Here is a 25,716-nt window from a genome sequence, read left to right as displayed (position 1 = left end):
GGGGGATCACAGGTGATTTCGGGTAGGAAAATGGCCTCACCAGCAGGGACGGCCTGTTGGTGAGGCCTTCGACGACGGGAGTGGGTGGGGCGCTACCCCAGATCGCCGCCGGCAACCGGGAGGACGGTGCCGGTGATGTAGGAGGCCTCCTCGGAGGCCAGGAAGGTGATCGCGGCGGTCTGCTCGTCGAGCGTGCCGTACCGCTTGAACAGGGACGAGTCGACGGTCTGGTCCACGATCTGCTGGTACCAGGCCTTCTCCCGCTCGGACCGCGGCGCCGGGCCGCGGGCGACGCGGCGTTCCGGGGCGACGGTTCCGCCCGGCGCGGTCGCGACCACCCGCACGCCGTGCGGGGCGAGTTCGAGCGCGAGCGACGCCGTGATCGCGTTGACGCCGCCCTTCGCCGCCGCGTACGGAATGCGGTTGACGCCGCGCGTCGCCACCGACGACACGTTCACGATGGTCCCGGACCGCTGCTCGATCAGGTACGGTGCGACCGCCCGGCACGTCCACAGCGTGGGGAAGAGCGACCGGCGGATCTCCTTCTCGATCTCGTCGGACGCATACTCCTCGTAGGGTTTCGCCCAGATCGTGCCGCCCACGACGTTGATCAACACGTCGACGCCGCCGGCCTCGCGGACCGCGAACGCCAACGCGTCCTCGGCGCCCTCGAACGTCTCGAGGTCTGCGGTGACCGAATGCGCGATACCACCGTCTGCGCGGAGTTTCTCGGCCACCTCGTGCACGAGGTCGGACCGGTCCACCAGCACGACCTCACCACCCTCGGCCGCGATCCGGGTCGCGACGGTCAGCCCGATGCCCTGCACGGCCCCGGTCACCGTGACCCGACGTCCGTCGAACCTTCCGGGGAACACCTTCGCGTCGCTCATCGCGCGCCCGCCGTGGCGCCATCGCTGATGGCGCGGCGCATCGTCGCCTTCGCGTGGTCTGCGTGCGCGACGATCAGGTCGCGGGCGCGGGCCCGATCGCCCTGCTCGTACGCCTCGACGAGTTGCAGGTGTTCGTCGACGATGTGTTCTTCGATCCACTGGGCGTCGCGCAGCACCCGGTACATCAGCCGGGTGACCTCGAGTCGGTTGTAGGCGTCGAGCAGCACCGGGTTGGTACAGCAGCGGAACAGGAACTGGTGGAATGCGGCAGTGGTGTCGGTGAACGCCTCCGCGTCCGTGAAGTGGTCGCCCTCGACGGAGGCGCCGGAGGCCTCGGCGAGGATCCGGAACTCGACCAGTTGCTCGGGAGTGAGTCGGCCGATCGTGAGTTCCAGGACGCCGAGTTCGAGGGCCATGCGCGCGTCGAACTGGGCGTCGGATTCGGCGACGGGCGGGTGCTCCTCACCGATCTCGTAGTTCCCGGGATCGGCGGGGCTGTCGAGCGCCACGGGCTGCCCGGTCTCGGCGGCGGCCTTCTCCGCAGCCGCCTTCTCGGCGTCCGTGGGAGCCGGGGCGGTGACGCCACCGGGGGTGGCGGAGGTGTTGAACTTCTCGAAGTAGAAGTTCGCCGGGACGATGCCCTGGTCCGCGAGGTGGGTGCGCACGGCCTCCACCATCGGCGGGGGGCCGCACAGATAGATGTCGACGTCCCCGTCGTTCAGATGCTGCGGTGCGAACAGGCCCGTGACGTATCCCTTGTTGGGGGCGGACGAGTTCTCGTCGGCGACGCAGTAGTCGAATGTGAAGCCGGGCAACGATTTCGAGTATTCTTCGAGCTTGTCGAGTTCGGCGAGATCGTGGTCGAAGGTGACACCGTAGATCAGGTGGATCGGGTGGTCGCTGCCGTCGACGGAGACCTTCGACAGGATCGACAGCAGCGGCGCGAGGCCCGTGCCGCCGGCGAGGAGCAGCGACGGGCGCTTGCGTTCGCGGAGGAAGAAACTGCCGAACGGTCCGGTGAATTCGAGGGTGTCACCGACCTGCGCGCGGTCGCGCAGGTATTCCGACATCAGCCCGCCGTCGGTGATCTTCACCAGGAACGCCAGGGTGTCCTCGTTCGGGCCGGTGCTGAACGAGTACGAGCGGGTGGCCTGCTTGCCGGTGCCGTCGTCGCTGCCGGGCACACCGATGTTCACGTACTGACCGGGCAGGAACACCAGATCGTCGCGGTTGTCGATCGAGATGGTGAACCCGATGACGCTGTCGGAGAAGCGGTTCAGCTCGGTGATCGTCGCCGTGTAGGTCGCCGCGGCGGTCTTCGCGACGTCCGATGTGCTCGCGATCTGCACCACCAGATCCGATTCCGGCATCATCTGACACGGCAGGCAGAAACCCTGCTCGGCTTCCTCGTCGGTGAGTGCGTCCTCGATGTAGTCGCCCCCGTCGTAGGTGCCGGATTCGCAGAACGCCTTGCATGTTCCGCATGCGCCGTCGCGGCAGTCGAGGGGAATGTTGATGCGTGCCTTGTACGACGCATCGGCAACCGTCTCGTTCGGCTTGCACTTGATGAAACGGGTCACCCCGTCCTCGAAGGCGAGTGCCACCTGGAATGTCATGGCCTCGAGCCTCCTTTCGTGGTGTCGGGGTGGATCAGACGACGTAGACGTCCACGATGTGGTGGATGTAGTCGTTCTTGAGCACGATCTTCTTCTTCTTGATCACGGGCTGCGCACCGGACACGTCGAGGGTCAGGAACGTCGTCCCGAAGTACGTGTCCGTGGTGTTGTAGCGGAAGTACAGGGAGAACCAGTTGTGCCGCAGATCGATCTCGGTGCCACGACGCTCCAGGATCTCGACGTTCGTGATATTGTGTCCCGTACGGGGTTCGGGGAGCGATGTCGCCGACGAGCGGTCGGTGCGGATGCGGAACACGCGGTCTTCGAGTCCGCCCCGGTTCGGGTAGTAGATCAGCGAGATCTCCGACTGCGGATCCTCGGTGGTCTCACCGTTGTCGTCCCACGCAGGCATCCAGTACTCGGCGTCGGGGTGGTAGCACTCGAGCCACTGCTCGAAATCGCGGTCGTCGAGCAGGCGTGCCTCACGGTAGAGGAACTGTTCGATCTCGGTCTGCGTCAACTCGGTTGCGATGGTCATTTTTCCGGATCCTCTCAGGCGTTCTCTGCGGCCTGCTCGGCGTCGGCAGCCTTGCGCATCTGCTCGAGCCAGTAGCCGTGCTGGATCGGGTACAGGCCTTCGTCCTCGGTCTTGACGCCGCTCGACAGGACGTTCTTCATGCCGAGATCCTGTGCCACCTGGTCGGGTCCGTTCAGGACGTGTGTTGCGCCGCGGCTCATGTCGTTCCACGGTGCGGCGGTCGCGAGGTAGGTCTTCTGGCAGGACCGGAACTCCTCGAGATCGTCGGGGGTGGCCATGCCGGTCGCGTTGAAGAAGTCCTCGTACTGGCGGATGCGGTTCGCGCGGGACTCGGCGCTCTCCCCCTTCGGGGCGATGCAGTAGATCGTGACCTCGGTCTTGTCCACGGAGATCGGACGGAAATGCCGGATCTGTGACGAGAACTGGTCCATCAGATACACATTCGGGTACAGGCAGAGGTTGCGGGACGCGCCGACCATGAACTCGGCCTTCTTCTCGCCGAACTCGCGGGCGAGTTCGTCCTTGCGCGGGAACAGCGGGCGGTCCTCGGGGTTGCCCCACCACATCCACAGCAGCAGGTGCCCGTGCTCGAACGAGTAGTAGCCGCCACCCTGCTTGCCCCAGGTTCCGGCGTCCATCGCCTTGGTTTCGTTGGTGGACTCGCCGGCGGTGCGACGCGCGGTCGTCGCGGCATAGTTCCAGTGCGTCGCCGACACGTGGTAGCCGTCGGCGCCGTTCTCCGCTTGCAACTTCCAGTTGCCGTCGTAGGTGTAGGTGGACGAGCCGCGGAGTACCTCGAGCCCGTCGGGGGACTGGTCGACGAGCATGTCGATGATCTTCGTCGTGTCACCGAGATGCTCGGTCAGCGGCAGCACGTCGGGGTTGAGCGACCCGAAGAGGAAACCGCGGTAGTTCTCGAACCGTGCGACCTTCGTCAGATCGTGGCTTCCGTCGGTGTTGAACTGCTCGGGGTAGCCCGCGTCCCGGGGGTCCTTGACCTTCAACAGCTTCCCGTTGTTGCGGAACGTCCACCCGTGGAACGGGCAGGTGAAGGTGGTGCGGTTGTCGGTCTTGCGGCGGCACAGCATGGCACCGCGGTGACTGCACGCGTTGATGAGGCAGTTCAGTCCACCGTCCTTGTCGCGGGTGATCACGACGGGCTGACGGCCGATGTTGGTGGTGAAGTAGTCGCCGACGTTCGGGATCTGGCTCTCGTGCGCCAGGTACACCCAGTTGCCCTCGAAGATGTACTTCATCTCGAGTTCGAAGATCTCCTCGTCGGTGAAGACATCGCGGCGGAGTTGGTGCTTGCCCTGTTCGGGGTCCTCGACGAGGGCGTGGTCGAGGTGAGTGCGCACGTGGTCCACGGTGTCGGTCATGGGGGTCCTCCAGTATCGGCGTCGTTCCCGACGCGGGCGGCGCCCTGTGTATGCGCGGTTCCGATCCCGATGGCAATCGACGGGCTGCGTCGGTTGTCGTGCGCGGGGTTGTCCGGTCCGCTCGAACGGGGCTGTGTCCGGCGTTGGTTCCACGATGCCAGGCTGTGTCTGTCGTCACACCGGGGGAATGCCTAGTGATACCTACGACCTCGAGGCTCGGGGTCCTACGACCCTCGTGCGGCTCGCGGCACGAGTGAGTCCGCGGCACGAGTGAGTCCGCGGCGCGAGTGAGTCCGCGGCGCGAGCGAATGTATCGCTCACTCGACTCGATCGAGCGAGCGATACACTCGCTCAGCTCTCCGGCAGGAGTCTCCGCGCAGGTCCGAGCAGGCCGGTGTCCTACTCGTAGACCCGCAGCGGACCGGGATTCCACCACCCGGATCGGGTCACCTCGACGGTGTCGATCTGCGCGGGAACCGCATCGGGATAGAACCGTACGTACCGTTCGAGCGAACCCCAGTCGCGGGCCCAGTCGTCCTCCAGATACGTGGGGATCGCTTCGGGTCGGGCGAGGACCTCGGTGAATCCGAGGGGCCCACCGTTCTCCGCGGCCTGCCACGTGTCGGTGGAGGACACCGCGAGCGGCCGGTCCGGCAGGATCCGGTAGTTCGGCATCTCCGCCACCCCGTACCGATGGTCGAACGGGCGTTGACACGGGAACTGCAGGCCCACCGCCCAGTCCAGCAGCACCGGCTGCTCCGAGCCGATGTCGTCGTTCAGCGTGACGAGCTGCGGGACGCGCGGTGGCGTGAACGCCAACCACTGATCGCCGGTCAGGTTCGGGTCGTTCGCGACGATCCGCACCGCGTTCGTGTCCTCCGGCAGGTCTGCGATCGGCACGCGCAGGTTCCGCCACGACGGCGCGGGGCCGATATCGCGGGGCAGATAGCTGCCCTGCACGTCGACGCTGCCGTCGGCCTGCCGCACGCCGTATTCGAGCAGAAGCGACTGCCCGTAGGTGAGGGCACCGGTGTCGTCGTACGACCAGATGCGTCCCGCCGCGGAGATCGCGATCAGCGGTGCGTCGTCGCTGCGCTCGGGCAACGCGTACCAGCTGGATGTGAGCCGCGCCGGCTCCTGGATGCCGTTCTGATAGCTGCCGAGCACCGGGGTGACGGCGGGGTCCAGCCCGAACGGCAGCTTGACGGTGCTGCCGTTGACGGTCTCCGCCCCGGACCCGCCGGTGGTGCCGCCGCCCGCACCCGTCTCGAAGGTGACGCCGACGGTCTGGGTGTCGGTGTTGCCCTGGCCGGGTTTGACCTCCACGTAGTCGGCGGTGAGATCGGACGGGACACCGTCGGGCGAGAAGCCGACCGGTTCGCTGCCGGCGAGGGGGTCTCCGTCCGCCGGCGGGTTCGCCGGGTCGACGATCGGTTCGAGCCGTCCCGCGTTCGGATCGGACTCGACCAGCACGTCGGTGGCGAGCCCGCACGTCTGCCCGGTCACCGCCTCGATGTTGGATCGCGCCAGCGAATACGCCGGATACTGCGACACCGCGCCCTTGAGCAGCGACAGCACCTCGAACAGCACCATCGCCGCCGCGACCACCGTCAGCGGTGCCGCAGCGAACGTGCGGATCCGACGGCCCTTCTTCGTCGTCTCCTTCTCCGGTGGCGGCGCGTACCCCTCCCGCAGGTACTGCCATGCGACGAGCACCAGCGCCGCCCCGAACAGGATCAGGAACAACGTGGACGACTGGTAGCCCTTCAGCGACACGGTCTTGTCGAACCAGGGGATGCCGTAGCTCGACACGTACCACCAGCCGTTGATACCGGCGAACGACACGGCGAGGACGAACAACAGTCCGGCGAGGAAGATCGTGCGATTGCGCCGCGACCGCAGGGCCTGCGCCGACACCAGCACCGCGGTGACCGCGGCCAGGGACCCGGCGATACCCGCGTACGCCCCGAAGTGATGGGTCCACTTCGTGGGGTTGAACATCATGAAGAACATCGTGCCGAACACGATGCCGATCAGCCGCCACGTCGGGCTCACCGCGACACCCGGGACACGCCGGCGCCGCAGCAACACCAGCAGCGACGTGAACAGGCACAGGATCATGACGAGGAACGCGAAGCGTCGCGACAGCGACCCGTCGACGGTCTGCACCATCAGGTAGTAGTAGCGGAGGAAGTCGTTCCACCACTCCTCGTTCGGGCCGATGATGGTGCGCACCCGTGTCGCCTCCATGACCGCCGCGAACGACTGGTCGGCGAACACGACGACGAGAACCAACAGTCCGGCCGCGGCGATCGGGGCGAGCAGCGGCAGTGCCCCCACCTCGCGGTGTCTGCGCACGACGATGCGGGTCAGCGGGCGCACACCCGCGATGAGCGCCGCGACGCACATCAGTCCGGTGGGGGCGGCGGCGAGAGTGAACGCGCCGATGATCACCGCGGTCGCGGCGGGCAGCAACCGGCCCGTCGCGATGGCCCGTTCGATCGAGCACCACGTCAACAGCGCACCGACCGCGACGATCGGTTCGGGACGCAGACCGTTGTTGAAGGGAAGCCAGAACGCGAGGAACACCATGCCGCCGGTCCACAGGGCGATGCGGTTGCGTCGCACGGCCCGGCCGAGGCGCGGCACCACCTCGCGGCTGATCACCATCCAGCACAGGATCCCGGCGATCAACGCGGGCAGCCGCATCCACGGGCTGGCCGTCGACACCTTCGCGAACACGGCGAGCACGTCGTAGTACCAGCCGAACGGTGCCTCGGGGACCCCGAACCACCGGAAGTAGTTCGCCATGTAGCCGGCATGATCGGAGACCCGGGCCATCGTCAGCAGATACCCGTCGTCGGACGTGTTCGCGCCGAAGAAATGCCAGCCGGCGAGGACACCCACGACGACCGCGTCGACACCGGTGAACCTCCACCAGCGTGCGGGCAGGAAACGCCGGTGCCCCCGACCGTCGGTGCCGTCGAGGCGCGCCAGCGACCACAGCGCCAGCGCCGTCGACAACACCGCCAGGAGCATCGCCAGGCTCTTCACCACGGTCGGCGACGACGAGAACCGCGAATCGATGTCGACGGTGACGGACAGGCCGGGAACATCGGTGCTCAGGTCGCTGAACACGCCGACGACGACGGGACGCAGATCCCCGGTCAATTCTCCGGCCCGCGCGGTGCCGTTCTCGTCGGTCAGGCCCGTGAACTCGGCGGTGGTGCGGTCGGCGTCGGAGAAGATCCGGATCTCGCGGCACGCACCGGACTCGACCTCGGTGCGCGGCGCGGACGCGACCACCACGTTGCGGTCGAGCACGTCGACGTTGTCGCCGACACGCACGAACATGGCGTTGAGTGCGGCGTCCTGCCCGTCCGTCGGTGCCGTAGCCAGGAGCATCCCACCGGTCGGTGGCAACTGGGCGACGGCGCTGCACGGCACGGTCGCGGACAGTTGCCGCGGCACCTGCGACATCAGCGGAGCTTCGACGTCGGTGACCGAGCCGTTCTGCGGCCACGACAGCGACGCCTCGGTGACCTTGACCGGCAGGAACGGGGTGGCGAGGGCACACACGACGCCGATCAGTCCCGCGACGACGGCGATGAGCCGCGCCGTCCGGTACCGCTCGCGCAGATCCTCGCCGAGCAGGGCGGTTGCGGTCACGGGAGGGGTGGTGTCGGGTGTCGCGTCGTCGGGCACGGGTGACGATGCTATCCGGCGGCGCTTCGCGGCGGCACTCTCCCTCATCGACCGCGGGACGCGGCGTCACCCGTCCGGGTGGCGTTCACTCGAGCAGGTCGGGTACGCCGTCGCGGATCTCCCCGGGTGTCCACAGCCCCCATCGGGTGACCTCCTCGACGTGGACGTCGGCGGGGCCGGCACCCGGATCGATCGGTGCGTACCGTTCCAGCGAACCCCAGTCCCGGTCCCAGTCCTGATCCAGATAGGTGGGCACCGTTTCCGCGGTCAGCAGCAGCGGGATCCATCCGAGCGGACCACCCCCGATGTCGTCCTGCCAGCCGTTGGTGGCGTCGGCACCGACCCGGTCCGGCAGGATCCGGTACTCGGGGACCTCCGCGACACCGTCGCGGTGACCGAACGGACGTTGGCACGGGAACGCGAGGCCCACCGACCAGTCCAGTAGCACGGGGGCATCGGATCCGACCGTGTCCTGCAGCGTCGCGAGCCGCGGGAGCCGGGGCGGGGTCAGCGCCACCCATTGGTCCGGCGCCAGGTCCCCGTCGCGCACGACGAGACGGACCGCGTCGGCGTCCGCCGGAACCGTATCGGTGGGTACCCGTAGATTGCGCCACGACGGGGACGGCCCGATGTCGACGGGCGAGGCATCACCGAGGACACGCACACCGTCGTCGGTGATCTCACCGAACTCGAACAGCACCTCCTGACCCGGTGTGATCACCCCGTCCGGATCGACGTACCGGACACGCCCGGCGACGCTCACCACCAACAGCGGTGTGGCGTCGCTGCGCTCGGGAAGCACGTACCAACCGGACTCGAGTTCGGCGTCCTGCTGCACGCCGCCGCGGTGGCTGCCCAGGACGGGAACGCGCGCCGGATCGAGCCCGAACGGCAGATGCACGGTGCTGCCGTTGATGCCTTCGTCGCCGCGCTGCCCGCCACCGGTGCCTGCGGTCGTCGACGTGCTGGTGCCGCCCTCGTCCGGGTCGACGGTGTTCGCGCCGCCCGCCACGGTGGTCTCGGCGTCCGCGGTCAGGTCGGACGCGACACCGTCGGGGGTGAAGCCGGTGTTGCGTCCGGCGCCGAGCGCGTCGGCGACCGTCGAGTCGAGCGGGGCCAGCAGGCCGGCGTTGGGGTCGGTCTCCACCAGCACGTCCTCGGCGAGCCCGCACGTGTCGCCGCGCAACGCCGCGACGTTCGATTTGGCGATCGAGTACGCCGGGTACTGTGCGACCGCGCCCTTGACCAGCGACAGCACTTCGAACAGGACGACGGCGGCCGCGACGACGGTCAGCGGCGCCGACGTCGCCGCACGGATCCACCCGGTGCGTTCCGGCTCCGGGGACGGTGTCGTGAACGGCTCACGCAGGTGGAACCACGCGGCGACCGCCAGCGCGAGCACCGTCAGCGCCAGCAGCGCCGTGGAGAACGCGAAACCGGAGATCGACGGTGGTTTGTCCCACCACGGCACCCCGTAGCTCGACACGTACCACCAGCCGTTCGTTCCGGTGAACGACATGGTGAGCACGAACAGCACACCGGCGGTGAACAGGGCACGGTTGCGGGCCGACCGGATGCCGGCGGCGCCCACCCCGACCGCGGCGAGGGCCGCCACCGACGCCGCCAGCCCCGCGTACACCCCGAAATGATGTGTCCATTTGGTGGGGGTGAGCATCATCAGCAGCAGCGACGCGAAGACGATCCCGAGGATGCGGCGGGACGGACCGATCGCGCTGCCCGGAACCCTGCCCCGACGCAACACCAGCATCACGCAGACCACCAGGCACAACAGCATCACGAACACGCCGAACCGTCGGGCGAGTGAACCGTCGGGGGCGACCGTCAGCAGCGCGTCCCACCGGAGGCGCTCCTCGAACCACGGCACGTTCGGGCCGACCGCGGAACGCACTCGCGTCGCCTCCATCACGGTCGCGAGGGTCTGGTCGGCGAACACCGCGATCATCACCACGGTTCCCGCGGCGAGGAGCGGCGCGATCTGCGACAACGTTCCCACCGTCGCCCGCCGTGCGGCGAGGACCCGCAACAGCGGACGGGCACCGGCGAGCAGTGCCGCCACGCAGATCAGGCCGGTGGGCCCGGCGGCGAGGGAGAACGCGGCGATCAGAACGGCGATCGCCGCCGGCAGCATCCGACCGGTCGCGATCGCCCGCTCGACGGAGCACCAGGTCAGCAGTGCGCCGACGGCGATGATCGGTTCGGGTCGCAGCCCGTTGTTGTAGGGCAGCCAGAAGGCGAGGAACACCAGCGCGGCCGTCCACAACGCCACCCGGTTGCGGCGCACCGCCACCCCCAGTCGGGGGATGACCTCGCGGCTGACGACCATCCAGCACAGGATCGCCGCTATCAGCGTGGGGATCCGCATCCACAGGCTTGCCGTCGACACCTTCGCGAACAGCACCAGGACGTCGTAGTACCAGCCGAACGGTGCCTCGGGCACCCCGAACCAGCGGTAGTAGTTGGCCATGTATCCGGCGTCGCCGGACACTCGCGCCATGTTGAGGATGTAGCCGTCGTCGGAGGTGTTCGCGCCGATCACATGCCACAGCAGCAGGGTTCCGACGGCCACCGCGTCGACGACGGTGAACCGCCACCACCGCGCGGGAAGGAACCGGCGTGCGCGTCGACCATCGGCTCCGTCGACCCGGTGCAGTGCCACCAGCGACACCAGCGTCGCGAGGGCGCACAGCACCATCACGACGAGTTTCAGGGTCGTGGGTGTCGACGTGAACCGGGAATCCAGTTCGGCACGCACCGACAGTCGTTCGGATTCGCTGTCGTCGACGAGGGTCCCCGTCTCACCGTCGAGGTCGGAGAACACCCCGACCATCTGTGGCCGCACGTCCCCGTCGACGGTCGTGGCGACGGGGGAGCGGGCACCGACGATCTCCGCCGCTGTCCGTTCCGAGTTCGAGGCGACCGTCACCGCGGTGCACGGATCACCGATCGGAACCGATACGAGCACGGAATTGCGCAGGATCGCCTCGATCGTCCCCGGCTCACCGTCCTCACCCGGCACCGCACGGATCACCAGGGCGTTCGCGGTTGCGTCCGGTGCACCGGACGGCACCGTCGACATCACCGTGCCGCCGTTCTCGCCGAGGGCGGTGACGGCCGAGCACGGCACGCTGACCCGCAACGTCAACGGTGTGTAGGTGACGAGCGGTGCATCGATGCTGTCGAATCGGCCGTTCTGCGGCCACTGCACCGCCGCGACCTCCTGCCGCACCGGCAGGAACGGAATCGTGAGTGCGAGCACGAACCCGAGCAGCCCCGAGACGACCGCGATCAGTCGTGCGGCGCGGAGGCGATTCGGCGCAGCCGTCGATGCGGACGTAACGGGCGAACGGGAGTCGGCGGGCACAAGCAACGATGCTAGGCGAGCGCGGAGGGTTGACGGGACAGGCGTGCGCGGGGGTGTCGGTGGACCCGCGACCCGGAGGAACCGGTCGGCGGCACCCGAGCGCAATCCGGACGGGTATCCGCGACCCCATCCGGCACATGCGATCACAGCACTAGCATCGACACCCATGGACTCTTCGTCGGCCATCGCGCGTGCGCTGCGGCGTGCCGGGGTCTCCGACGTTCGCGACGACACCACCACCCGCGCCCTCTACTCGACCGACGCCTCGCTGTATCGGGTTCCGCCGTCGGCGGTCGTGTTCCCCCGCAGCGTCGACGAGGTGGCCACCACGCTCGACGTGTGTCGCCGGGACGGGATACCGCTCACCGCGCGGGGAACCGGGACGTCGCTCGCCGGAAATGCCGTCGGCACCGGTGTGGTTCTCGACTTCTCCCGGTATCTCGGACGGGTCCTCGACGTCGATCCGGAGGCGCGCACCGCGCGGGTGCAGCCCGGTGTGATCCAGGCGGATCTGCAGCGCGCCGCGGCACCCCACGGCCTGCGGTTCGGTCCCGACCCGTCCACCCACAACCGCTGCACGATCGGCGGGATGATCGGCAACAACGCGTGCGGTGCCCGCGCACTCGGCTACGGTCGCACATCCGACAACGTCGTCGGACTCGACGTGCTCACCGGCACCGGCCACGCTCTCGCGCTACCGGGCCACGATGCGCTGCTCGACCCGCTGCGTGAACTCGTCGGTGGTCACCTGGCGACGATCCGCACCGAGTTCGGCCGGTTCGGCAGGCAGGTGTCCGGGTACGCCCTCGAACACCTGCTGCCCGAGAACGGTTTCGCCGTGCACCGCTTCCTCGTCGGCAGCGAGGGCACGCTCGGGGTCGTCACCGGAGCCACCGTGCGGCTCGTCGCCGACGCTCCGCTGCGTTCCCTCGTCGTGCTCGGCTATCCCGACATCGTCGCGGCCGGCTCCGCGGCACACACGTTGCTGCGGTTCCGTCCGACGGCCTGCGAGGGCATCGACTCGCGCATCGTCGACGTCGTCCGGACCCGCCGTGGCCCGGGCGCGGTGCCGCCGCTGCCGGGCGGGGCCGCCTGGCTGTTCGTCGAACTCGCCGGCGACGATCCCGACGAACTCCGCGCGCGCTCCGACACCCTGGTGGCGTCCGCCGGCGCCGTCGACGGTCTGCGGGTGGACGACCCCTCGCGCGCCGCGGCGCTGTGGCGGATCCGCGAAGACGGCTCCGGGTTGTCCGGGCGCAGCCCGAAAGGGCTGCCCGCGCACGCCGGCTGGGAGGATGCCGCCGTCCCACCCGAACGGCTCGGCGACTACCTGCGCGATTTCGACGAGCTGCTCGACAGCTACGGCATCACCGGATTCCCGTACGGACACTTCGCCGACGGATGCATTCACATCCGCCTCGACATCCCCCTCGAGATCCCGGGCATGTTTCGTGAATTCCTGTTTTCCGCAGCACAGCTCGTGTCGTCGTACGGTGGGTCGATGTCGGGGGAGCACGGCGACGGCCGTGCCCGCAGCGAACTGCTGCCGCTGATGTACTCGCCGGAGGCCATCCGATTGTTCGGCGCGGTCAAGGCCGTGTTCGATCCCGACGACATCCTCAATCCCGGGGTCCTGGTCGACCCCCGGCCGGTCGACGCCGATCTGCGCGTCCCGGCCGCGCGTGCCCTGCGCACCGACCTCGGGTTCCGGTACCGCGACGACGACGGCGACTTCACCCGGGCCGTGCATCGTTGCACCGGTGTCGGAAAGTGCCGTGCCGACACCACCGCTGTCGGCGGTGTCATGTGTCCGTCGTACCAGGCGACCCGCGAGGAGAAGGACTCCACACGCGGTCGCGCCCGAGCCCTGCAGGAAATGCTCAACGGCGGTCTCGTCACCCATTCGTGGCGGTCACCCGAGGTGCACGACGCGCTCGACCTGTGCCTGTCCTGCAAGGGGTGTGCATCGGACTGTCCCACCGGAGTCGACATGGCCATGTGGAAATCCGAGGTGCTCCACCAGACGTACAAGGGGCGGCTCCGTCCCATGAGTCACTACACGCTCGGCCGACTCCCCACGTGGGCGGCGCTCGCCTCCCGAATGCCCGGCGTCGTCAACACGCTGACCCGGTTGCCGGGTGCGCGGTCGGCCGGCCTGACGGTTGCGGGACTCGACCGTCGCCGTCGCATCCCGCAGTTCGCCACCACCACCTTCAGGAAGTGGTTCACCGCCACTGCACGGCAACGGTCGCGCACCGGCGAGCCCGTTCTGCTGTTCGTCGACACCTTCACCGATCATTTCACCCCGCACGTCGGTGTCGCTGCCGTAGAGGTGCTCGAGGCCGCCGGCTATCGCGTACGCATCACCGATCGTCCTCAGTGCTGCGGGCTCACGTGGATCACCACCGGCCAGCTCGACACGGCACGGAAGATGCTGGGGCGCACCGTCACCGAACTCTTCCGTGCCGGAACGCCCATCGTCGGGCTCGAACCGTCGTGCACCGGTGTGCTGCGGTCCGACACCGTGGAACTGCTCGGTTCCGAACCGGCCCGGGTGGTCGCGGACTCCACTCGCACCCTCGCGGAACTGCTCGGCGACTGGCAGCAGCCCTCGCTGGATGGCGTGACCGTCGTCGCGCAACCCCACTGCCACCACCACGCGGTCATGGGGTGGGACACCGATGCCGCGCTACTCCGCCGTGCCGGTGCCGACGTCACTCGACTCGGTGGGTGTTGCGGCCTGGCAGGCAATTTCGGTGTCGAGCGTGGACACTACGAGGTGTCGGTTGCCGTCGCGAACACGCAACTGGTGCCCGCGGTGGAAGCGGCGTCCCCGGACGCCGTGATCCTCGCCGACGGGTATTCGTGCCGCACCCAACTCGACGACCTCACCGACCGTCGCGGCATCCACCTCGCGCAGCTCCTCGCGTCCGGCCTGCCTCATCCATCGTCGTGATCCACAGTAGTTCGGAGGTGTGGACGAAGTGGATACGAGGTGGTCGGTATCTCACGCGCCGCGGTAGGGACGGTGACGTCCCTTACGCGGCACGTAATTTCTGGGACGACCGGTGGTGCGGGCCAGCGGGTCGGGTGTCGTGCCGTTCTTCTTCGGAGTGAATCGGGTGGCTCGAGGTTCGGTACGGTGGGGAATTTTCAGGACGCGACGGGTCTTGGCGTCGATGTCGCAGTTGCCGGAGGCGACGGAGTGGAGGATGCCGTTGTAGACGAGGTCCCAGAGGTCGGGGTTGGCTTGGAGGTCGTGGATCTTGAATGAGTGGATTGTGTTGCCGTGGACGTCCTTCAGCCGCAGGACGCGGGCGTAGCCGTCGGCGGAGAACTGGATGCGGGTGAGGTGGTAGGTGTCGACCCAGCTACTGCGCCATTGCACCCAGGTGGCGCCGGCCGCTGACCACGAATTCCCACACGCGCGGAATATTATCCAGGAAAATGTCACCACAATCGTCCAGTACCACCACCAGTGAATCCACTCGAATCCAGCTTGCACCGAGATCAGAGCGATGGAAAGGCCTGCCATGACTGCCGCGGCAAAGTACTGGTCGCGCAACGTCGGTTGGTCCCATTCGAGCATCGGTCCGAGGCTGTCCGGTGGTGGTGCGGGCCGTCTCCGAGGTGAGCGGTCCATCGGTGTGGTTGCGGTGCCGTTGTGGATGCGTGGTGCGCGGGGTGGTCGGGGTTCGCCGGTGACCGGGTCGGGGATCGGAGGCAGGTCGGATGTGTGCATCGTGCTCCTCAGAAAAGATTGCCGACCCAGCGCACAGCCGAACCGGCGGCACCGGTGATGTCGTCCCAGTGCTCGATCGCTTCACCGACCCCGAATGCGACGCCGACACCAGCGCCGACGGCGAGCAGAGTGACGGGCCCGCCCGCTGCGCTGGCGAGGATCAATTCGGTCGCAACAGTTCCTGCAACGAACCCGCCGACGTCCTTTGCTACAGCCTTCACTGCGTCGCCTGTGGTCTCGGTGTTGTACACGTCGTAGCCGGTTTGGATGATGGTCAAACCCGCGCCGACAACGGGGATTCTGGATCCGATACTGGTGAAAGTTGATCCGTTCGGGAGAAGTGAGTCGACGTTCCCACCGAAAACTTGGACGACCTTGTTGTCACCGAGTCCGGCGAGCAGCCGGGAGTTCTCCGCCGCGAATCGGGCGGCATCGTCGGCGCCGCCCTGGAAGGCCCGGACCGCTCGGGCTGCCGTGGCTTCCGGATACGGATCGTTCAGCCGTGCTGCTTCTGCGGCGAGCTGGTGTAACCTAGTCAGATTTGCCCCCCGACTCTCCGCAATCGCGTTCCATTTCGTCAACTCGGCGAAGGCGGTCCCGATATATCCGGTGACGGTGAATGCGGCCAGCCAACCCCACTGGGCCTTCGCGTCCTTCAAGATCGTCATCGGTCCGTGCATGGCCTCCGCGAATGTGCCGTGCGCTGCCGCCTCGATCGCGCGGCCTTCCGAGACAAGCCCCGCTGCGGCGTCATAGGCGACGACCTGTCTGGCTCGAAGAACCTGGGGCGCGACGTCATACGAGTTCGGGTCGATCATGACCGGATCCCCGATGGCGGTACCGAACTCGACAGGGATGCCGGCATCCGAGGCCGTCGACTCGGCCTGAGACATCCGCGCCTTGGCGGTGGTGATGTCGGCTGCGAAAGAGCGGAGAGCAGTTCCGATCGCATCGACCTGGTCCGCTGCCTCCGTTGTTCCGGAGATGATGCCATCGAGCGTCACCCGGAACTCATCGCCGGCGGGACTTCGGAACTCGTACTCGGATTCGGTGCGGGCGTCGCGCGCCGACTTCAACTGTTCCCCTACGCCGGTAGCGAGAACGGTGAGCGAATCGGCGCACGAGGAGCACGAGGCGGGATCACCGAAGACTCGTGTGTCGAGGCTCATCGTTCACCGGCCTTCGCGATCTCCACGGCATAGCGTTCGGAGGTCTCCTGGTAGTCGCGCAGACTGTTCTGGGTCAGGTCGGCTGCACCGGCGAGTGACCGGACCGCCACGTCCAACGCTGATGCGATCTCCCCGAGAGCGTCTACGAGCAGCGCGGTCGATGTGCCGGCATCCGGGAAGTCGGTGGTGTCGGATCCGAGGTCATCGATTCCGATCGCGCCGACTGCCAGATGGCGTGCGACGGAGTTCAGGTCTCCGATCTCGATACTCATGACGTCCGCGGCCTCCCCAGCGGATCCTGCAGCCAACTTCGAGGACGGCGATACCCGTCGTCGGTCGATGGAGGCGGTGGGGGCGGTTGCCTCGCATCGAGCAGGACCACGTCGTATCCGGTAGTTCGGTGAATCTGTTCCAGTCCCGCGCTGTCGATACCCATCCACGGCTGCTGCGGTCCGCAACAGCGGACCAGTTCCTGCAGCGATGTGTAGGCGGGCAATGCCAACCGGCCGTCGGCCAGGGTGCGCATCTCCAACCGGACCTGCCCCGATCCGTCACGGCGGCGAGTCGGCACGTACAGAACGTCGTCCATCGAACCCCCATTCGGTCGTAGCCCCCGTACGACCCGGCGCGACTCTACCGCAGCGGTGATGAGTTTCCGGATCCCGCCCGGTCGGTACATGCGACACCATCGCCGCAACCTCGGGAGACCGCCATGACCGCCGGTACCGCATCCACGACCACCGCGACCACCCCGTCGAAGGCTGCCCGCACCGCCGGGTGGATCATCAGTGCACTCGTCGTGTTGTTCCTGCTGTTCGACTCGATCATCCACATGCTGAACACTTCACAGGTCCAGGACGCGATGGCGGACCTCGGATTCGATCCGAGCCTGAACCGCGTGTTCGGGGTGGTGTTGCTGATCTGCCTCGGTCTGTACGTCCTGTCCGTCACGTCGATCCTCGGGGCGGTGCTGCTCACCGGTTACCTGGGGGGTGCCGTCGCGACGAATCTGCTCACCGAGCAACCCATCGTCAGCACCACACTGTTCCCGATCTACACCGGCATCCTCGTATGGGCGGGATTGTGGCTGCGCGACAACGAAGTCCGTTCGATCATGCCGATTCGTCGCGGGTGACCACGACGAACGGCCCCACCTCCGTCACGGTGAAACGCGGATCGTCGAACAGTTCTTTGGGGAAGGTCACCGTGTACCGACGCACATTCGGGTCGTTCGGGTAGACATCCTCGGCCAACCGCAACGTGTAGCCCTCGGCGCCCTGCCGGAAGACGACGGCGTCGGGCGCACGCCACGGCAGGTCGTCCCATGCCGCGAGCAGTTCGTCGGTGGACCCGAGTTCGCTCCATCTCTCGATCTCCGCAGCACGACCTTCGAAGTCCGCGAGCGGATTCGCGTAGTGCGACGTGAGCGCCTGGAACCCGTAGTACGGGTGGAAGGCGAGGAACGTGGTGTCGGCGGTGAGTACGACGTGGTCGTGGCGGTCGCCGCCGAGCTGCGCGAGCAACGTCTCGTCGATCTCCGCGTAGTACGACGCGGCGCCGGGTGGTCGCTGGTCGGCCCGCTCACCGTCGCCGTCGGTGTCGGTGTACGCGACGGTGATCTCCCCGGCCAGCACCTGCGGAATGTTCTGGGTGAACGCGAGCGCCCCGAGTGCACCGACCGCAACCAGCACCCGGCGCACATTCGGATTGTCGCTCGTCGCGCGGCTGATCCAGCGGGAGAAGTCGACGAACGCGAACGTCCCGGCAACACCGAGGAGTACCAGCAGGATCACCTCGAGCCGGAAGGCGAGGAGAGTGTTGCCGAGCGCGGTGAACGCCATCGACGCGAGGAACCACAGGTAGACCGCGATCACACCGAGGCCGAGAGCCTGAGCTCTCCGCGACGACGGCGCCCGCCCCACGAGCCACACCGTCCCGAGCAGACACAGCAGACCGACGAGGGAGAAGTGGAACATCGGAAGTGGCAGTCGCGCGCCGGTGTCGGGCAGGTAGTGGGTGGCGGTGCCGGACCCTGCGGTGGTACCTCCGGTGAGCACCTCGATCATGAACGGCGCCCACACCGTCAGTGCGACTAGCGCGGCGATCGCGGCGATCGTGACGAACCGGCCGAGCACCGGCAAGGCGGCTCGCCACGAACCGTCGGCGCGCCGGGCGAGTACCGCCGCGGTCACCGCCATCACGGTCACCGTGAACGCGGCGGATCCCAGGTACAGGGTGTAGAACGTGGCGGCCAATCCGAGGAACAGTCCCGTCCCCACCACCGCACGGGTGCGAGCGCACCCCAGGCGAGGACGAGAGCGGGTGCGATGAGCAGCGCGATCACCGCGCCGTACGGTTCCGGCGACCCGTAGGCCAGCACGATCACCGTCGACGCGGTCGCCGCGAGCACCGCAAGATCCGACCGGACGAGTTCCGACCACAGCACCAGCGCCACCACCGCCGCGACCGCCAGCGACGCGATGGAATACGGCTTGAACGCCTCCCACCCGTCCATGCCCAGCATGTTCGCGACACGACCGCCGACCCAGAACCAACCGGCCGGATAGAACGACGGGACGTCCGCGTAGTTCATGTCGTGCAGCGCGACACTGTCGGTGAGGCGGGTGAGGAACTGGGTGCGGAACTCCTGATCGACGGACACGCCGTGCAGATACAGTTTCGTCGCCGCCAGCGGCATCCCGAGCGTCGCCGTGACCAACCCGGACAGCGCCGCCCACGACAAGACCCTCGCACCGGTCACCCAGCGACGGCGACGCAACAGGAGGACCGACAGTCCCAGCGCGGCGAGAGCGACGAACTGCATCACCGTCGTCACGGCCTGCGTCACGTTGGACGAGTTGAACGCCGGCCACTGCACTCGTGCGAACACGAACAGGCCGACCCCCGAAACGACGACCGCGACGACCACCGCCGCGATCATGCGGCCGGCGGTCGTCGCGGCCTTACGCCAGGGGGCGACGGGGATGACGGTGGTGCTCGTGTCGGTCACGGCCACCGAGCCTAGTCAGATGGGAAGTTTGCGGAACACCGCCCGCGGCAGGTGCCGCAGCACGATCATCACGAACCGGAACGGTCCGGGCGCCCACACGATCTCCTTGCCCCTGTCGGAGGCGGCGACCGCGAGTCCGGCGACGTCCTCCTTGTTCACCGTCAACGGAGCCTCGGCGACGTGCGCGCTGAACTTGGTGCGCACCTGCCCCGGGCGCACGACGGTGACGCGGGGGCCGAACGGGCGGAGGGCCTCGCCGAGACCCAGGTAGAAACCGTCGAGGCCGGCCTTCGACGACCCGTACATGAAGTTCGCGCGCTTGACGCGTTCACCGGCGACCGACGACATCGCGATGATCCGCCCGAAACCCTGGGCCTTCATCTTCTCGCCGAGCAACACACCGACCGACACCGCGGCCGTGTAGTTGACATTCGCGACGAGGACGGCCTTGCGCTGGTTCTGCCACAGCTCCTCGGAGTCGCCGTCGAGCCCGAACGCGACGACGGCGACGTCGACGTCGCCATCCTGCCAGGCCTCGTCGATGACCTTGGGGTGGGACTCGGTGTCGAGCGCGTCGAAGTCGATCAGGTCGACCTTCGTCGCACCGGCGGCCTTCATCTGGTCGGTGGCCTTCTCCCGCAGCGGATCGTTGGGGAGGGTTGCGAGGACGACGCGGGCCGGTGCCTTGCGCAGGTACTCCTCGACGATCGCCAAGCCGATCTCCGAGGTGCCACCGAGCAGCAGCACGGTCTGGGGGTTGCCGACGGCGTTGATCATCAGTTCAGTTCCAACCTTCTGGACATATCGGAGGCGAACACGTTGGTGGGGTCGACGTCGCGGCGCACCTTCAGCCACTCGTCGATCCGCGGGTACATCGAATGGAAGGTCTCGGCGTCGGTCCGCGAATCCTTCGCGGTGTAGAGGCGACCCCCGAACTCGAGGACACGCTTGTCGAGTTCGCGGACGAACTCGTTCAGGCCGGCCTTGATGGGGAAGTCGACGCAGATGTTCCAGCCCTTCATCGGGAAGCTCAGCGGCGCCTTGTTTCCCTCACCGAACAGCTTGAACACGTTGAGGAACGAGTAGTGACCCGATGACTGGATGTCGACGATGATCTTCTTGAACTCGTCGACGGCCTCGGTGGGCACCACGAACTGGTACTGCAGGAAACCCTTCGATCCGTACGCGCGGTTCCATTCGCCGAACAGGTCGAGGGGGTGATAGAACGCCGTCAGATTCTGGATCTGCCCGGTCGCGTTCTTCGTCTTCCGGTAGTACAACTCGCCGACGATCGAGAAGTCGAACTTGTTCGCCAGTCCGTTCGGGAACACGTCCGGGAGCGTGAGAAGTGTCGGCGCGTCGAAGGCGAGGGGGTTCTTCTGCAGCTTCTTCGGCAACTGGTCGAGAGTTGCCAGCGACCCGCGGGAGACCGCCCCGCGCCCGAGCTTCGGCGGTGCCGAGATCGCATCGAACCAGGTACTCGAGTAGTCGTACCTGTCCTCGGAGCCGTCGCTGTGCACGGCGATGGTCTCGTCGAGCGACTCGGTGCGCATGCTGTCGGCGATGAAGTACGCCGTTTCGGTGGGCGTCATCTCGATGGTCGCGCGGAGGATGATGCCGGTCAGGCCCATGCCGCCGACGGTCGCCCAGAACAGCTTCGAGTTGCGCCCGCTGGGTGTGCACGTGCGGATCTGCCCGTCGGCGGTGAGCAGGTCGATCGAGCGCACATGGTTGCCGAAGCTGCCGGCGCTGTGATGGTTCTTACCGTGGATGTCGGCCCCGATCGCACCACCGATGGTGACCTGCCGGGTACCGGGAAGGACGGGAACCCACAGCCCGAACGGCAGGGCCGCCCGCATCAGCTGGTCGAGGTTCACGCCGCCGTCCACGACGACCTTGCGGGAGTCACGGTCGATGCTGTGGATCTTGTTCAGAGCGGCCATGTCGACGACGAGGCCACCGGCGTTCTGCGCGGGATCGCCGTACGAGCGGCCGAGTCCTCGGGCGATGACACCGCGACGCAGGTGCGATGGCTTCGACTCGTTCTGCTCCGCAACCTGGGCGACTGCCTTCGCGATCAGTTCGACATCAGGCGTGGAGAGCACCTCCGCGGTGGTCGGCGCGGTGCGCCCCCAACCGGTCAGGGTGCGTGTCTTGGTGGGGAGAGGCTCGACGGCCTGCTCGTTCGCTGTCGTGGACATCGGCATAGAGGCTACCCGCGACCCGGTGCGGGGCGGCAGATGCCGTAGGTCACCGACGTGATACGGGCAGTACCCTCGACTGCGTGCCCGAGCCCCACGACCACGTCCAGCCGCTCCCGGAACACCACGTTCCGCTGGCCCCGGAGCTTCCGCTGACCGATTCCACGGCCGACGAAGCGCTCGACCTGAAGACGCAGCTGGTGCGGTTCGTGCTGACCGGGGGGCTGTCGGCGATCGTCGACTACGGCCTGTACGTGCTGCTCATGGCGCTGGGTGTGGGCCGCGACGTCGCGAAGGCCATCTCGTTCGTGGCCGGCACCACCACCGCCTACCTCATCAACCGGCGCTGGACGTTCCAGGCGCCGCCCAGCAAGGCGCGGTTCGTCGCCGTCGTGATTCTGTACGCGGTGACGTTCACCGCGCAGGTGGGTATCAACGGCCTGCTCAACGACGCCATGTCGGATGCGTGGTGGGTCACGCCGTTCGCGTTCGTCGTGGCGCAGGGCACCGCGACCGTGATCAATTTCGTGGTGCAGCGGCTGGTCATCTTCCGGATCCGCTGATTTGTGCAGGTTTCTGCCCGCTCAGCGGTCAAAAACCTGCACAAAACCGAAAAACGGAACCGTTCGACGAGCGGCTGCGTCTGAAGGGCATGGACCGGCACGAGATCCTCGCGATACTGGCGCGGCAGGACGGCGTCATCACGCGTGCACAAGCACTGGCATGTCAGATGAGTCCGTCCGCCGTCGGCCGTCTCCTCCGGTCCGGCGAGTGGATCCCCGTGGAAACGGGTGTCTACCAGCGCGCAGACCGCGAACGCACCCCGGCCGTCGAACTACGAGCGGCGGTCTACGGGGCAGGATTCGACGCGGTGGCGTCCGGTCCCAGCGCCTGCTGGTGGCACGGTCTGCTCGACTCGGTTCCTGATCGGATTCACGTGACCGTGCCCCGGAACCGGTACCGACCCCGGTCCCACGCCGTGTCCGTGCGCCGCCGTGATCTGCCGTGGAAGGACACCCTCGTGGTGCGGCACCTTCCGGTCACCGCACTTCCGTTGACCGTGCTCGAGACCGCGGTGGTGATTCCGGGTGGCACGGCCCTCATGGACCGCGCCTTGCAGCGGCACACGACATTGGCCGAACTCCGCCGGGCACACGAACGCAATGCCGGTCGCCACGGCACAGTTGCCGCGGCGAGGCTTCTGGACGTCGCGGAGTCCGGTGGGCACTCGGAAGCCGAGCGACTGCTGCTCCACCTGTTGCGCAAGGCCGGGCTGGACGGCTGGCGGATACACGTCCGGAGCTGTGGGTTCGAGATCGATGTGGCATTCGAGAAGGAACGCGTCGCGATCGAAGTCGACGGGTGGAGGTGGCACCGCGACCCGGAGCGGTTCCGCCGGGACACGGAGCGTCAGAACATCCTCGTGAACGCCGGGTGGCATGTCCTTCGGTTCACCTGGCACACCTTGAACGACGATCCCGAAGGTGTCATCCGCCGGATATGTGAAGCCCTTGCCCGCCGCCGCTGACTTGTGCAGGTTCTCGCCTGCTCAGCGAGCAAGAACCTGCACAAGTCGCATCAGAATCGGGGGAGTCGGCCTGCGTCGTGGGCTTCGGCGAGGGTCGGCGCAGCCTGATCCTTCGCGGACAGCTCGAACGTGAAGGGCCCGCCCGGTCCGGACGTCGGCCAGTCGATGCCGAGCGCGGGGTCGAGGGGGTGGACCTCGTGCTCGCGTTCCGGGGCGTATCCCGTCGAGCACAGGTAGACGACGGTCGAGTGATCCTCCAATGCCAGGAATCCGTGCCCCAGCCCTTCCGACAGGAAGATCGCCCGACGGTCGACGGTGTCGAGCAGCACCGAATCCCACTGTCCGAAGGTGGGCGACCCGACCCGCAGGTCGACGACGACATCGAGCACCGAACCGGACACACACGTCACGTACTTGGCCTGGCCGGGCGGAACGTCGGCGTAGTGGATTCCGCGCAGCACGCCGGCTGCGGACACCGAGCAGTTGGCCTGCGCGAGGTCGAGGGTCCGGCCGACGACGTCGGCGAACGTGGACTGCCGGAACCATTCGAGGAAGACCCCTCGGTGGTCCCCGAACTGCCTCGGAGTGAGCTCCCACGCCCCGGCGATCGTCAGTTCGCGGTGATCCATGACCTCAGTGGTCCCTTCCCAGTTCGAGCAGTCGGAGCAGATAGGTGCCGTAACCGGATTTCACCAGCGGCCGTGCCAACTCCTGCAGTTCGTCGTCCGTGATGAATCCGCGTCGCCACGCCACCTCCTCGGGCACACCGATCTTCAGCCCCTGGCGCTGTTCGAGGGTGCGGACGAAGTTCGAGGCGTCGAGCAGCGAGTCGAAGGTTCCGGTGTCGAGCCACGCGGTGCCGCGCGGAAGCACCTCGACCTGAAGTTTCCCGCAGGCCAGGTACGTGCGGTTGATGTCGGTGATCTCCAGTTCGCCGCGTGCGGACGGGCGCAGTCCGCGTGCGATCTCGACCACGTCGTTGTCGTAGAAGTACAGCCCGGGCACCGCATAGTGCGACTTCGGGTCGGCGGGTTTCTCCTCCAACGACAGGGCCCGGCCGTCACCGTCGAACTCGATCACCCCGTACGCGCTCGGATCCGACACCCGGTAGGCGAACACCGCGCCCCCGTCGACGTCCGCGAACCGGGTGAGTTGGCTGCCCAGGCGGGGGCCGTAGAAGATGTTGTCGCCGAGCACGAGCGCGACCGCGTCGGTGCCGATGTGCTCGGCGCCGAGGACGAAGGCCTGCGCGATCCCGTCGGGTTGTTCCTGCACGGTATAGGTGATGTGGATCCCGAACCGTGATCCGTCACCGAGGAGATGCCGGAACTGTGCGGCGTCGTGCGGGGTGGTGATGACCAGGACGTCGCGGATCCCGGCGAGCATGAGGGTCGTCAGCGGGTAGTAGATCATCGGCTTGTCGTAGACCGGGACGAGTTGTTTGCTGATCCCCTGGGTGATGGGGTGCAACCGCGATCCGGTCCCGCCGGCCAGGATGATTCCGCGCATGGGCGCCAGTCTCGCATGGGTAGGGTGGTCGCAATGAAACTGCTCGTCACCGGCGGTGCCGGGTTCATCGGCGCGAACTTCGTCCATCAGACGGTGGCGGAACGCCCCGATGTGCGCGTGACGGTGCTCGACAAGCTCACTTATGCGGGTAACCGGGCGTCGTTGGATTCGGTCGCCGACCGCATCGAGTTCGTTCACGGAGACGTCGCCGACTCGGCGCTGGTCGACGGGCTCGTCGCCGACACTGACCTGGTCGTGCACTTCGCGGCGGAATCCCACAACGACAAGTCGCTCGCCGACCCGTCGCCGTTCGTACGGACCAATCTGGTGGGCACGTTCGCACTGTTGGAGGCGGTGCGCAAGCACGACGTGCGCTACCACCACATCTCCACCGACGAGGTGTACGGCGATCTCGCCGTCGACGATCCGGCCCGATTCACCGAGTCCACCCCGTACAACCCGTCGAGCCCGTATTCGTCGACGAAGGCGGGTTCGGACATGTTGGTGCGGGCGTGGGTGCGTTCCTTCGGGGTGCGCGCGACGATCTCGAACTGCTCGAACAACTACGGTCCCTACCAGCACGTGGAGAAGTTCATTCCGCGGCAGATCACCAACGTGCTCACCGGGGTGCGGCCGAAGCTGTACGGCTCGGGCGAGAACGTGCGTGACTGGATCCACGTCGACGACCACAACCGGGCGGTGTGGACGATCGTCGAGCGAGGCCGGATCGGCGAGACCTACCTGATCGGTGCGGACGGTGAACTCGACAACCGCACCGTCGTGGAGACCATCCTCGAGGCGTGTGGGAAGGACCGCGCGGACTTCGACTTCGTCACCGACCGGCCCGGTCACGACCTGCGGTACGCGATCGACGCGACCCGGCTGCGCACCGAACTGGGGTGGGAACCCCGGTACCGCGATTTCCGGTCCGGTCTGGACGCGACGGTCGCCTGGTACCGCGACCACGAGTGGTGGTGGCGGCCCGCCAAGGATGCGACGGAATCGGCCTATGCCCGGACCGAGCGGATAGTGGGATCCTGACCGCCG

General features: G+C 67.4%; 19 protein-coding genes and 1 pseudogene. 5 read left to right on the top strand and 15 right to left on the bottom strand.

Annotated features, from left to right (window positions below):
* Positions 1–92 precede the first annotated feature (92 nt).
* From LDQ05_RS01560 to LDQ05_RS01535, 6 genes are all read right to left on the bottom strand, one after another.
* Positions 93–890, bottom strand: a complete 798-nt coding sequence (locus LDQ05_RS01560; protein ID WP_226435137.1) for a 1,6-dihydroxycyclohexa-2,4-diene-1-carboxylate dehydrogenase — start codon at positions 888–890, stop codon at positions 93–95.
* Entirely contained in the window at positions 887–2,506 is a 1,620-nt protein-coding gene (benC, locus tag LDQ05_RS01555) for a benzoate 1,2-dioxygenase electron transfer component BenC (protein WP_226435136.1), read from the bottom strand. The genes LDQ05_RS01560 and benC overlap by 4 nt, the downstream gene beginning before the upstream one ends.
* A 34-nt stretch (positions 2,507–2,540) precedes the next feature.
* Complete coding sequence (gene benB, locus LDQ05_RS01550; RefSeq protein ID WP_226435135.1) at positions 2,541–3,044, bottom strand: benzoate 1,2-dioxygenase small subunit; 504 nt, start codon at positions 3,042–3,044, stop codon at positions 2,541–2,543.
* 14 nt (positions 3,045–3,058) lie between these two features.
* On the bottom strand, positions 3,059–4,423 hold the full coding sequence (benA, locus tag LDQ05_RS01545; RefSeq protein ID WP_226435134.1) for a benzoate 1,2-dioxygenase large subunit: 1,365 nt from the start codon (positions 4,421–4,423) through the stop codon (positions 3,059–3,061).
* 399 nt (positions 4,424–4,822) lie between these two features.
* Positions 4,823–8,128, bottom strand: coding sequence for an arabinosyltransferase domain-containing protein (locus LDQ05_RS01540; protein WP_287222199.1), 3,306 nt, complete (start codon positions 8,126–8,128; stop codon positions 4,823–4,825).
* Between the two features lie 85 nt (positions 8,129–8,213).
* Positions 8,214–11,510 (bottom strand): arabinosyltransferase domain-containing protein, encoded by a 3,297-nt coding sequence (locus LDQ05_RS01535; protein WP_226435133.1) that lies wholly within the window; start codon positions 11,508–11,510, stop codon positions 8,214–8,216.
* Positions 11,511–11,676: 166 nt separating this feature from the next.
* On the opposite strand from LDQ05_RS01535, the gene LDQ05_RS01530 reads away from it, so the two are divergent.
* On the top strand, positions 11,677–14,466 hold the full coding sequence (locus tag LDQ05_RS01530) for an FAD-binding and (Fe-S)-binding domain-containing protein (protein WP_226435132.1): 2,790 nt from the start codon (positions 11,677–11,679) through the stop codon (positions 14,464–14,466).
* 51 nt (positions 14,467–14,517) lie between these two features.
* On the opposite strand, the gene LDQ05_RS01525 is transcribed toward LDQ05_RS01530, so the two are convergent.
* From LDQ05_RS01525 to LDQ05_RS01510, 4 genes are all read right to left on the bottom strand, one after another.
* On the bottom strand, positions 14,518–15,099 hold the full coding sequence (locus LDQ05_RS01525; protein ID WP_226435131.1) for a hypothetical protein: 582 nt from the start codon (positions 15,097–15,099) through the stop codon (positions 14,518–14,520).
* A gap of 161 nt (positions 15,100–15,260) precedes the next feature.
* Positions 15,261–16,256, bottom strand: a complete 996-nt coding sequence (locus tag LDQ05_RS01520; RefSeq protein ID WP_226435130.1) for a hypothetical protein — start codon at positions 16,254–16,256, stop codon at positions 15,261–15,263.
* A 161-nt stretch (positions 16,257–16,417) separates the two neighbouring features.
* Positions 16,418–16,693, bottom strand: a complete 276-nt coding sequence (locus tag LDQ05_RS01515; protein ID WP_226435129.1) for a hypothetical protein — start codon at positions 16,691–16,693, stop codon at positions 16,418–16,420.
* Positions 16,690–17,010 (bottom strand): SAV_915 family protein, encoded by a 321-nt coding sequence (locus LDQ05_RS01510; protein ID WP_226435128.1) that lies wholly within the window; start codon positions 17,008–17,010, stop codon positions 16,690–16,692. The genes LDQ05_RS01515 and LDQ05_RS01510 overlap by 4 nt, the downstream gene beginning before the upstream one ends.
* Positions 17,011–17,133: 123 nt before the next feature.
* On the opposite strand from LDQ05_RS01510, the gene LDQ05_RS01505 reads away from it, so the two are divergent.
* A complete protein-coding gene (locus LDQ05_RS01505) occupies positions 17,134–17,556 on the top strand; it encodes a DoxX family protein (protein WP_226435127.1) in 423 nt (140 codons plus the stop codon).
* Here the strand turns inward: LDQ05_RS01505 and LDQ05_RS01500 are convergent.
* The 3 genes and pseudogenes from LDQ05_RS01500 to dprE1 all read right to left on the bottom strand — a co-directional run bounded on the left by LDQ05_RS01500 (position 17,534) and on the right by dprE1 (position 21,632).
* Positions 17,534–19,362 (bottom strand): annotated as a pseudogene (locus tag LDQ05_RS01500) (galactan 5-O-arabinofuranosyltransferase). The gene LDQ05_RS01505 and the pseudogene LDQ05_RS01500 sit on opposite strands and share 23 nt — an antisense overlap.
* An 84-nt stretch (positions 19,363–19,446) precedes the next feature.
* Positions 19,447–20,208, bottom strand: coding sequence for a decaprenylphospho-beta-D-erythro-pentofuranosid-2-ulose 2-reductase (gene dprE2 / locus LDQ05_RS01495; RefSeq protein ID WP_226435126.1), 762 nt, complete (start codon positions 20,206–20,208; stop codon positions 19,447–19,449).
* Positions 20,208–21,632, bottom strand: coding sequence for a decaprenylphosphoryl-beta-D-ribose oxidase (gene dprE1, locus LDQ05_RS01490; protein ID WP_226435125.1), 1,425 nt, complete (start codon positions 21,630–21,632; stop codon positions 20,208–20,210). The genes dprE2 and dprE1 overlap by 1 nt, the downstream gene beginning before the upstream one ends.
* Before the next feature lie 83 nt (positions 21,633–21,715).
* On the opposite strand from dprE1, the gene LDQ05_RS01485 reads away from it, so the two are divergent.
* Both LDQ05_RS01485 and LDQ05_RS01480 read left to right on the top strand, forming a co-directional pair.
* Positions 21,716–22,195, top strand: coding sequence for a GtrA family protein (locus LDQ05_RS01485; RefSeq protein WP_287222213.1), 480 nt, complete (start codon positions 21,716–21,718; stop codon positions 22,193–22,195).
* Positions 22,196–22,284: 89 nt separating this feature from the next.
* Complete coding sequence (locus tag LDQ05_RS01480) at positions 22,285–23,160, top strand: PDDEXK-like endonuclease domain-containing protein (RefSeq protein ID WP_226435124.1); 876 nt, start codon at positions 22,285–22,287, stop codon at positions 23,158–23,160.
* Between the two features lie 50 nt (positions 23,161–23,210).
* Here the strand turns inward: LDQ05_RS01480 and rfbC are convergent, their stop codons facing one another.
* Together rfbC and rfbA are read right to left on the bottom strand one after the other, a co-directional pair.
* Positions 23,211–23,789: a dTDP-4-dehydrorhamnose 3,5-epimerase gene (rfbC, locus tag LDQ05_RS01475; RefSeq protein WP_226435123.1), complete on the bottom strand. Its 579-nt coding sequence runs from the start codon at positions 23,787–23,789 to the stop codon at positions 23,211–23,213.
* A 4-nt stretch (positions 23,790–23,793) separates the two neighbouring features.
* Positions 23,794–24,669, bottom strand: coding sequence for a glucose-1-phosphate thymidylyltransferase RfbA (rfbA, locus tag LDQ05_RS01470; protein ID WP_226435122.1), 876 nt, complete (start codon positions 24,667–24,669; stop codon positions 23,794–23,796).
* Positions 24,670–24,702: 33 nt separating this feature from the next.
* Here rfbA and rfbB point away from each other — a divergent pair, with 33 nt between their 5' ends.
* Positions 24,703–25,710 (top strand): dTDP-glucose 4,6-dehydratase, encoded by a 1,008-nt coding sequence (gene rfbB, locus LDQ05_RS01465; protein ID WP_226435121.1) that lies wholly within the window; start codon positions 24,703–24,705, stop codon positions 25,708–25,710.
* Positions 25,711–25,716 lie beyond the last annotated feature (6 nt).

This window comes from Rhodococcus yananensis (genome assembly GCF_020515525.1).
GTDB lineage: Bacteria > Actinomycetota > Actinomycetes > Mycobacteriales > Mycobacteriaceae > Rhodococcus > Rhodococcus yananensis.
Note: the sequence above shows the minus strand (reverse complement) of the source record. Positions and strands in the feature narration are given on the sequence as shown.

Bases quoted from the DNA above. Each gene is read 5' to 3' on its own strand.
- LDQ05_RS01560 (WP_226435137.1), bottom strand. From the start codon at position 890: ATGAGCGACGCGAAGGTGTTCCCCGGAAGGTTCGACGGACGTCGGGTC.
- benC (WP_226435136.1), bottom strand. From the start codon at position 2,506: ATGACATTCCAGGTGGCACTCGCCTTCGAGGACGGGGTGACCCGTTTC.
- benB (WP_226435135.1), bottom strand. From the start codon at position 3,044: ATGACCATCGCAACCGAGTTGACGCAGACCGAGATCGAACAGTTCCTC.
- benA (WP_226435134.1), bottom strand. From the start codon at position 4,423: ATGACCGACACCGTGGACCACGTGCGCACTCACCTCGACCACGCCCTC.
- LDQ05_RS01530 (WP_226435132.1), top strand. From the start codon at position 11,677: ATGGACTCTTCGTCGGCCATCGCGCGTGCGCTGCGGCGTGCCGGGGTC.
- LDQ05_RS01525 (WP_226435131.1), bottom strand. From the start codon at position 15,099: ATGCTCGAATGGGACCAACCGACGTTGCGCGACCAGTACTTTGCCGCG.
- LDQ05_RS01515 (WP_226435129.1), bottom strand. From the start codon at position 16,693: ATGAGTATCGAGATCGGAGACCTGAACTCCGTCGCACGCCATCTGGCA.
- LDQ05_RS01510 (WP_226435128.1), bottom strand. From the start codon at position 17,010: ATGGACGACGTTCTGTACGTGCCGACTCGCCGCCGTGACGGATCGGGG.
- LDQ05_RS01505 (WP_226435127.1), top strand. From the start codon at position 17,134: ATGACCGCCGGTACCGCATCCACGACCACCGCGACCACCCCGTCGAAG.
- dprE2 (WP_226435126.1), bottom strand. From the start codon at position 20,208: ATGATCAACGCCGTCGGCAACCCCCAGACCGTGCTGCTGCTCGGTGGC.
- dprE1 (WP_226435125.1), bottom strand. From the start codon at position 21,632: ATGTCCACGACAGCGAACGAGCAGGCCGTCGAGCCTCTCCCCACCAAG.
- LDQ05_RS01480 (WP_226435124.1), top strand. From the start codon at position 22,285: ATGGACCGGCACGAGATCCTCGCGATACTGGCGCGGCAGGACGGCGTC.
- rfbC (WP_226435123.1), bottom strand. From the start codon at position 23,789: ATGGATCACCGCGAACTGACGATCGCCGGGGCGTGGGAGCTCACTCCG.
- rfbA (WP_226435122.1), bottom strand. From the start codon at position 24,669: ATGCGCGGAATCATCCTGGCCGGCGGGACCGGATCGCGGTTGCACCCC.
- rfbB (WP_226435121.1), top strand. From the start codon at position 24,703: ATGAAACTGCTCGTCACCGGCGGTGCCGGGTTCATCGGCGCGAACTTC.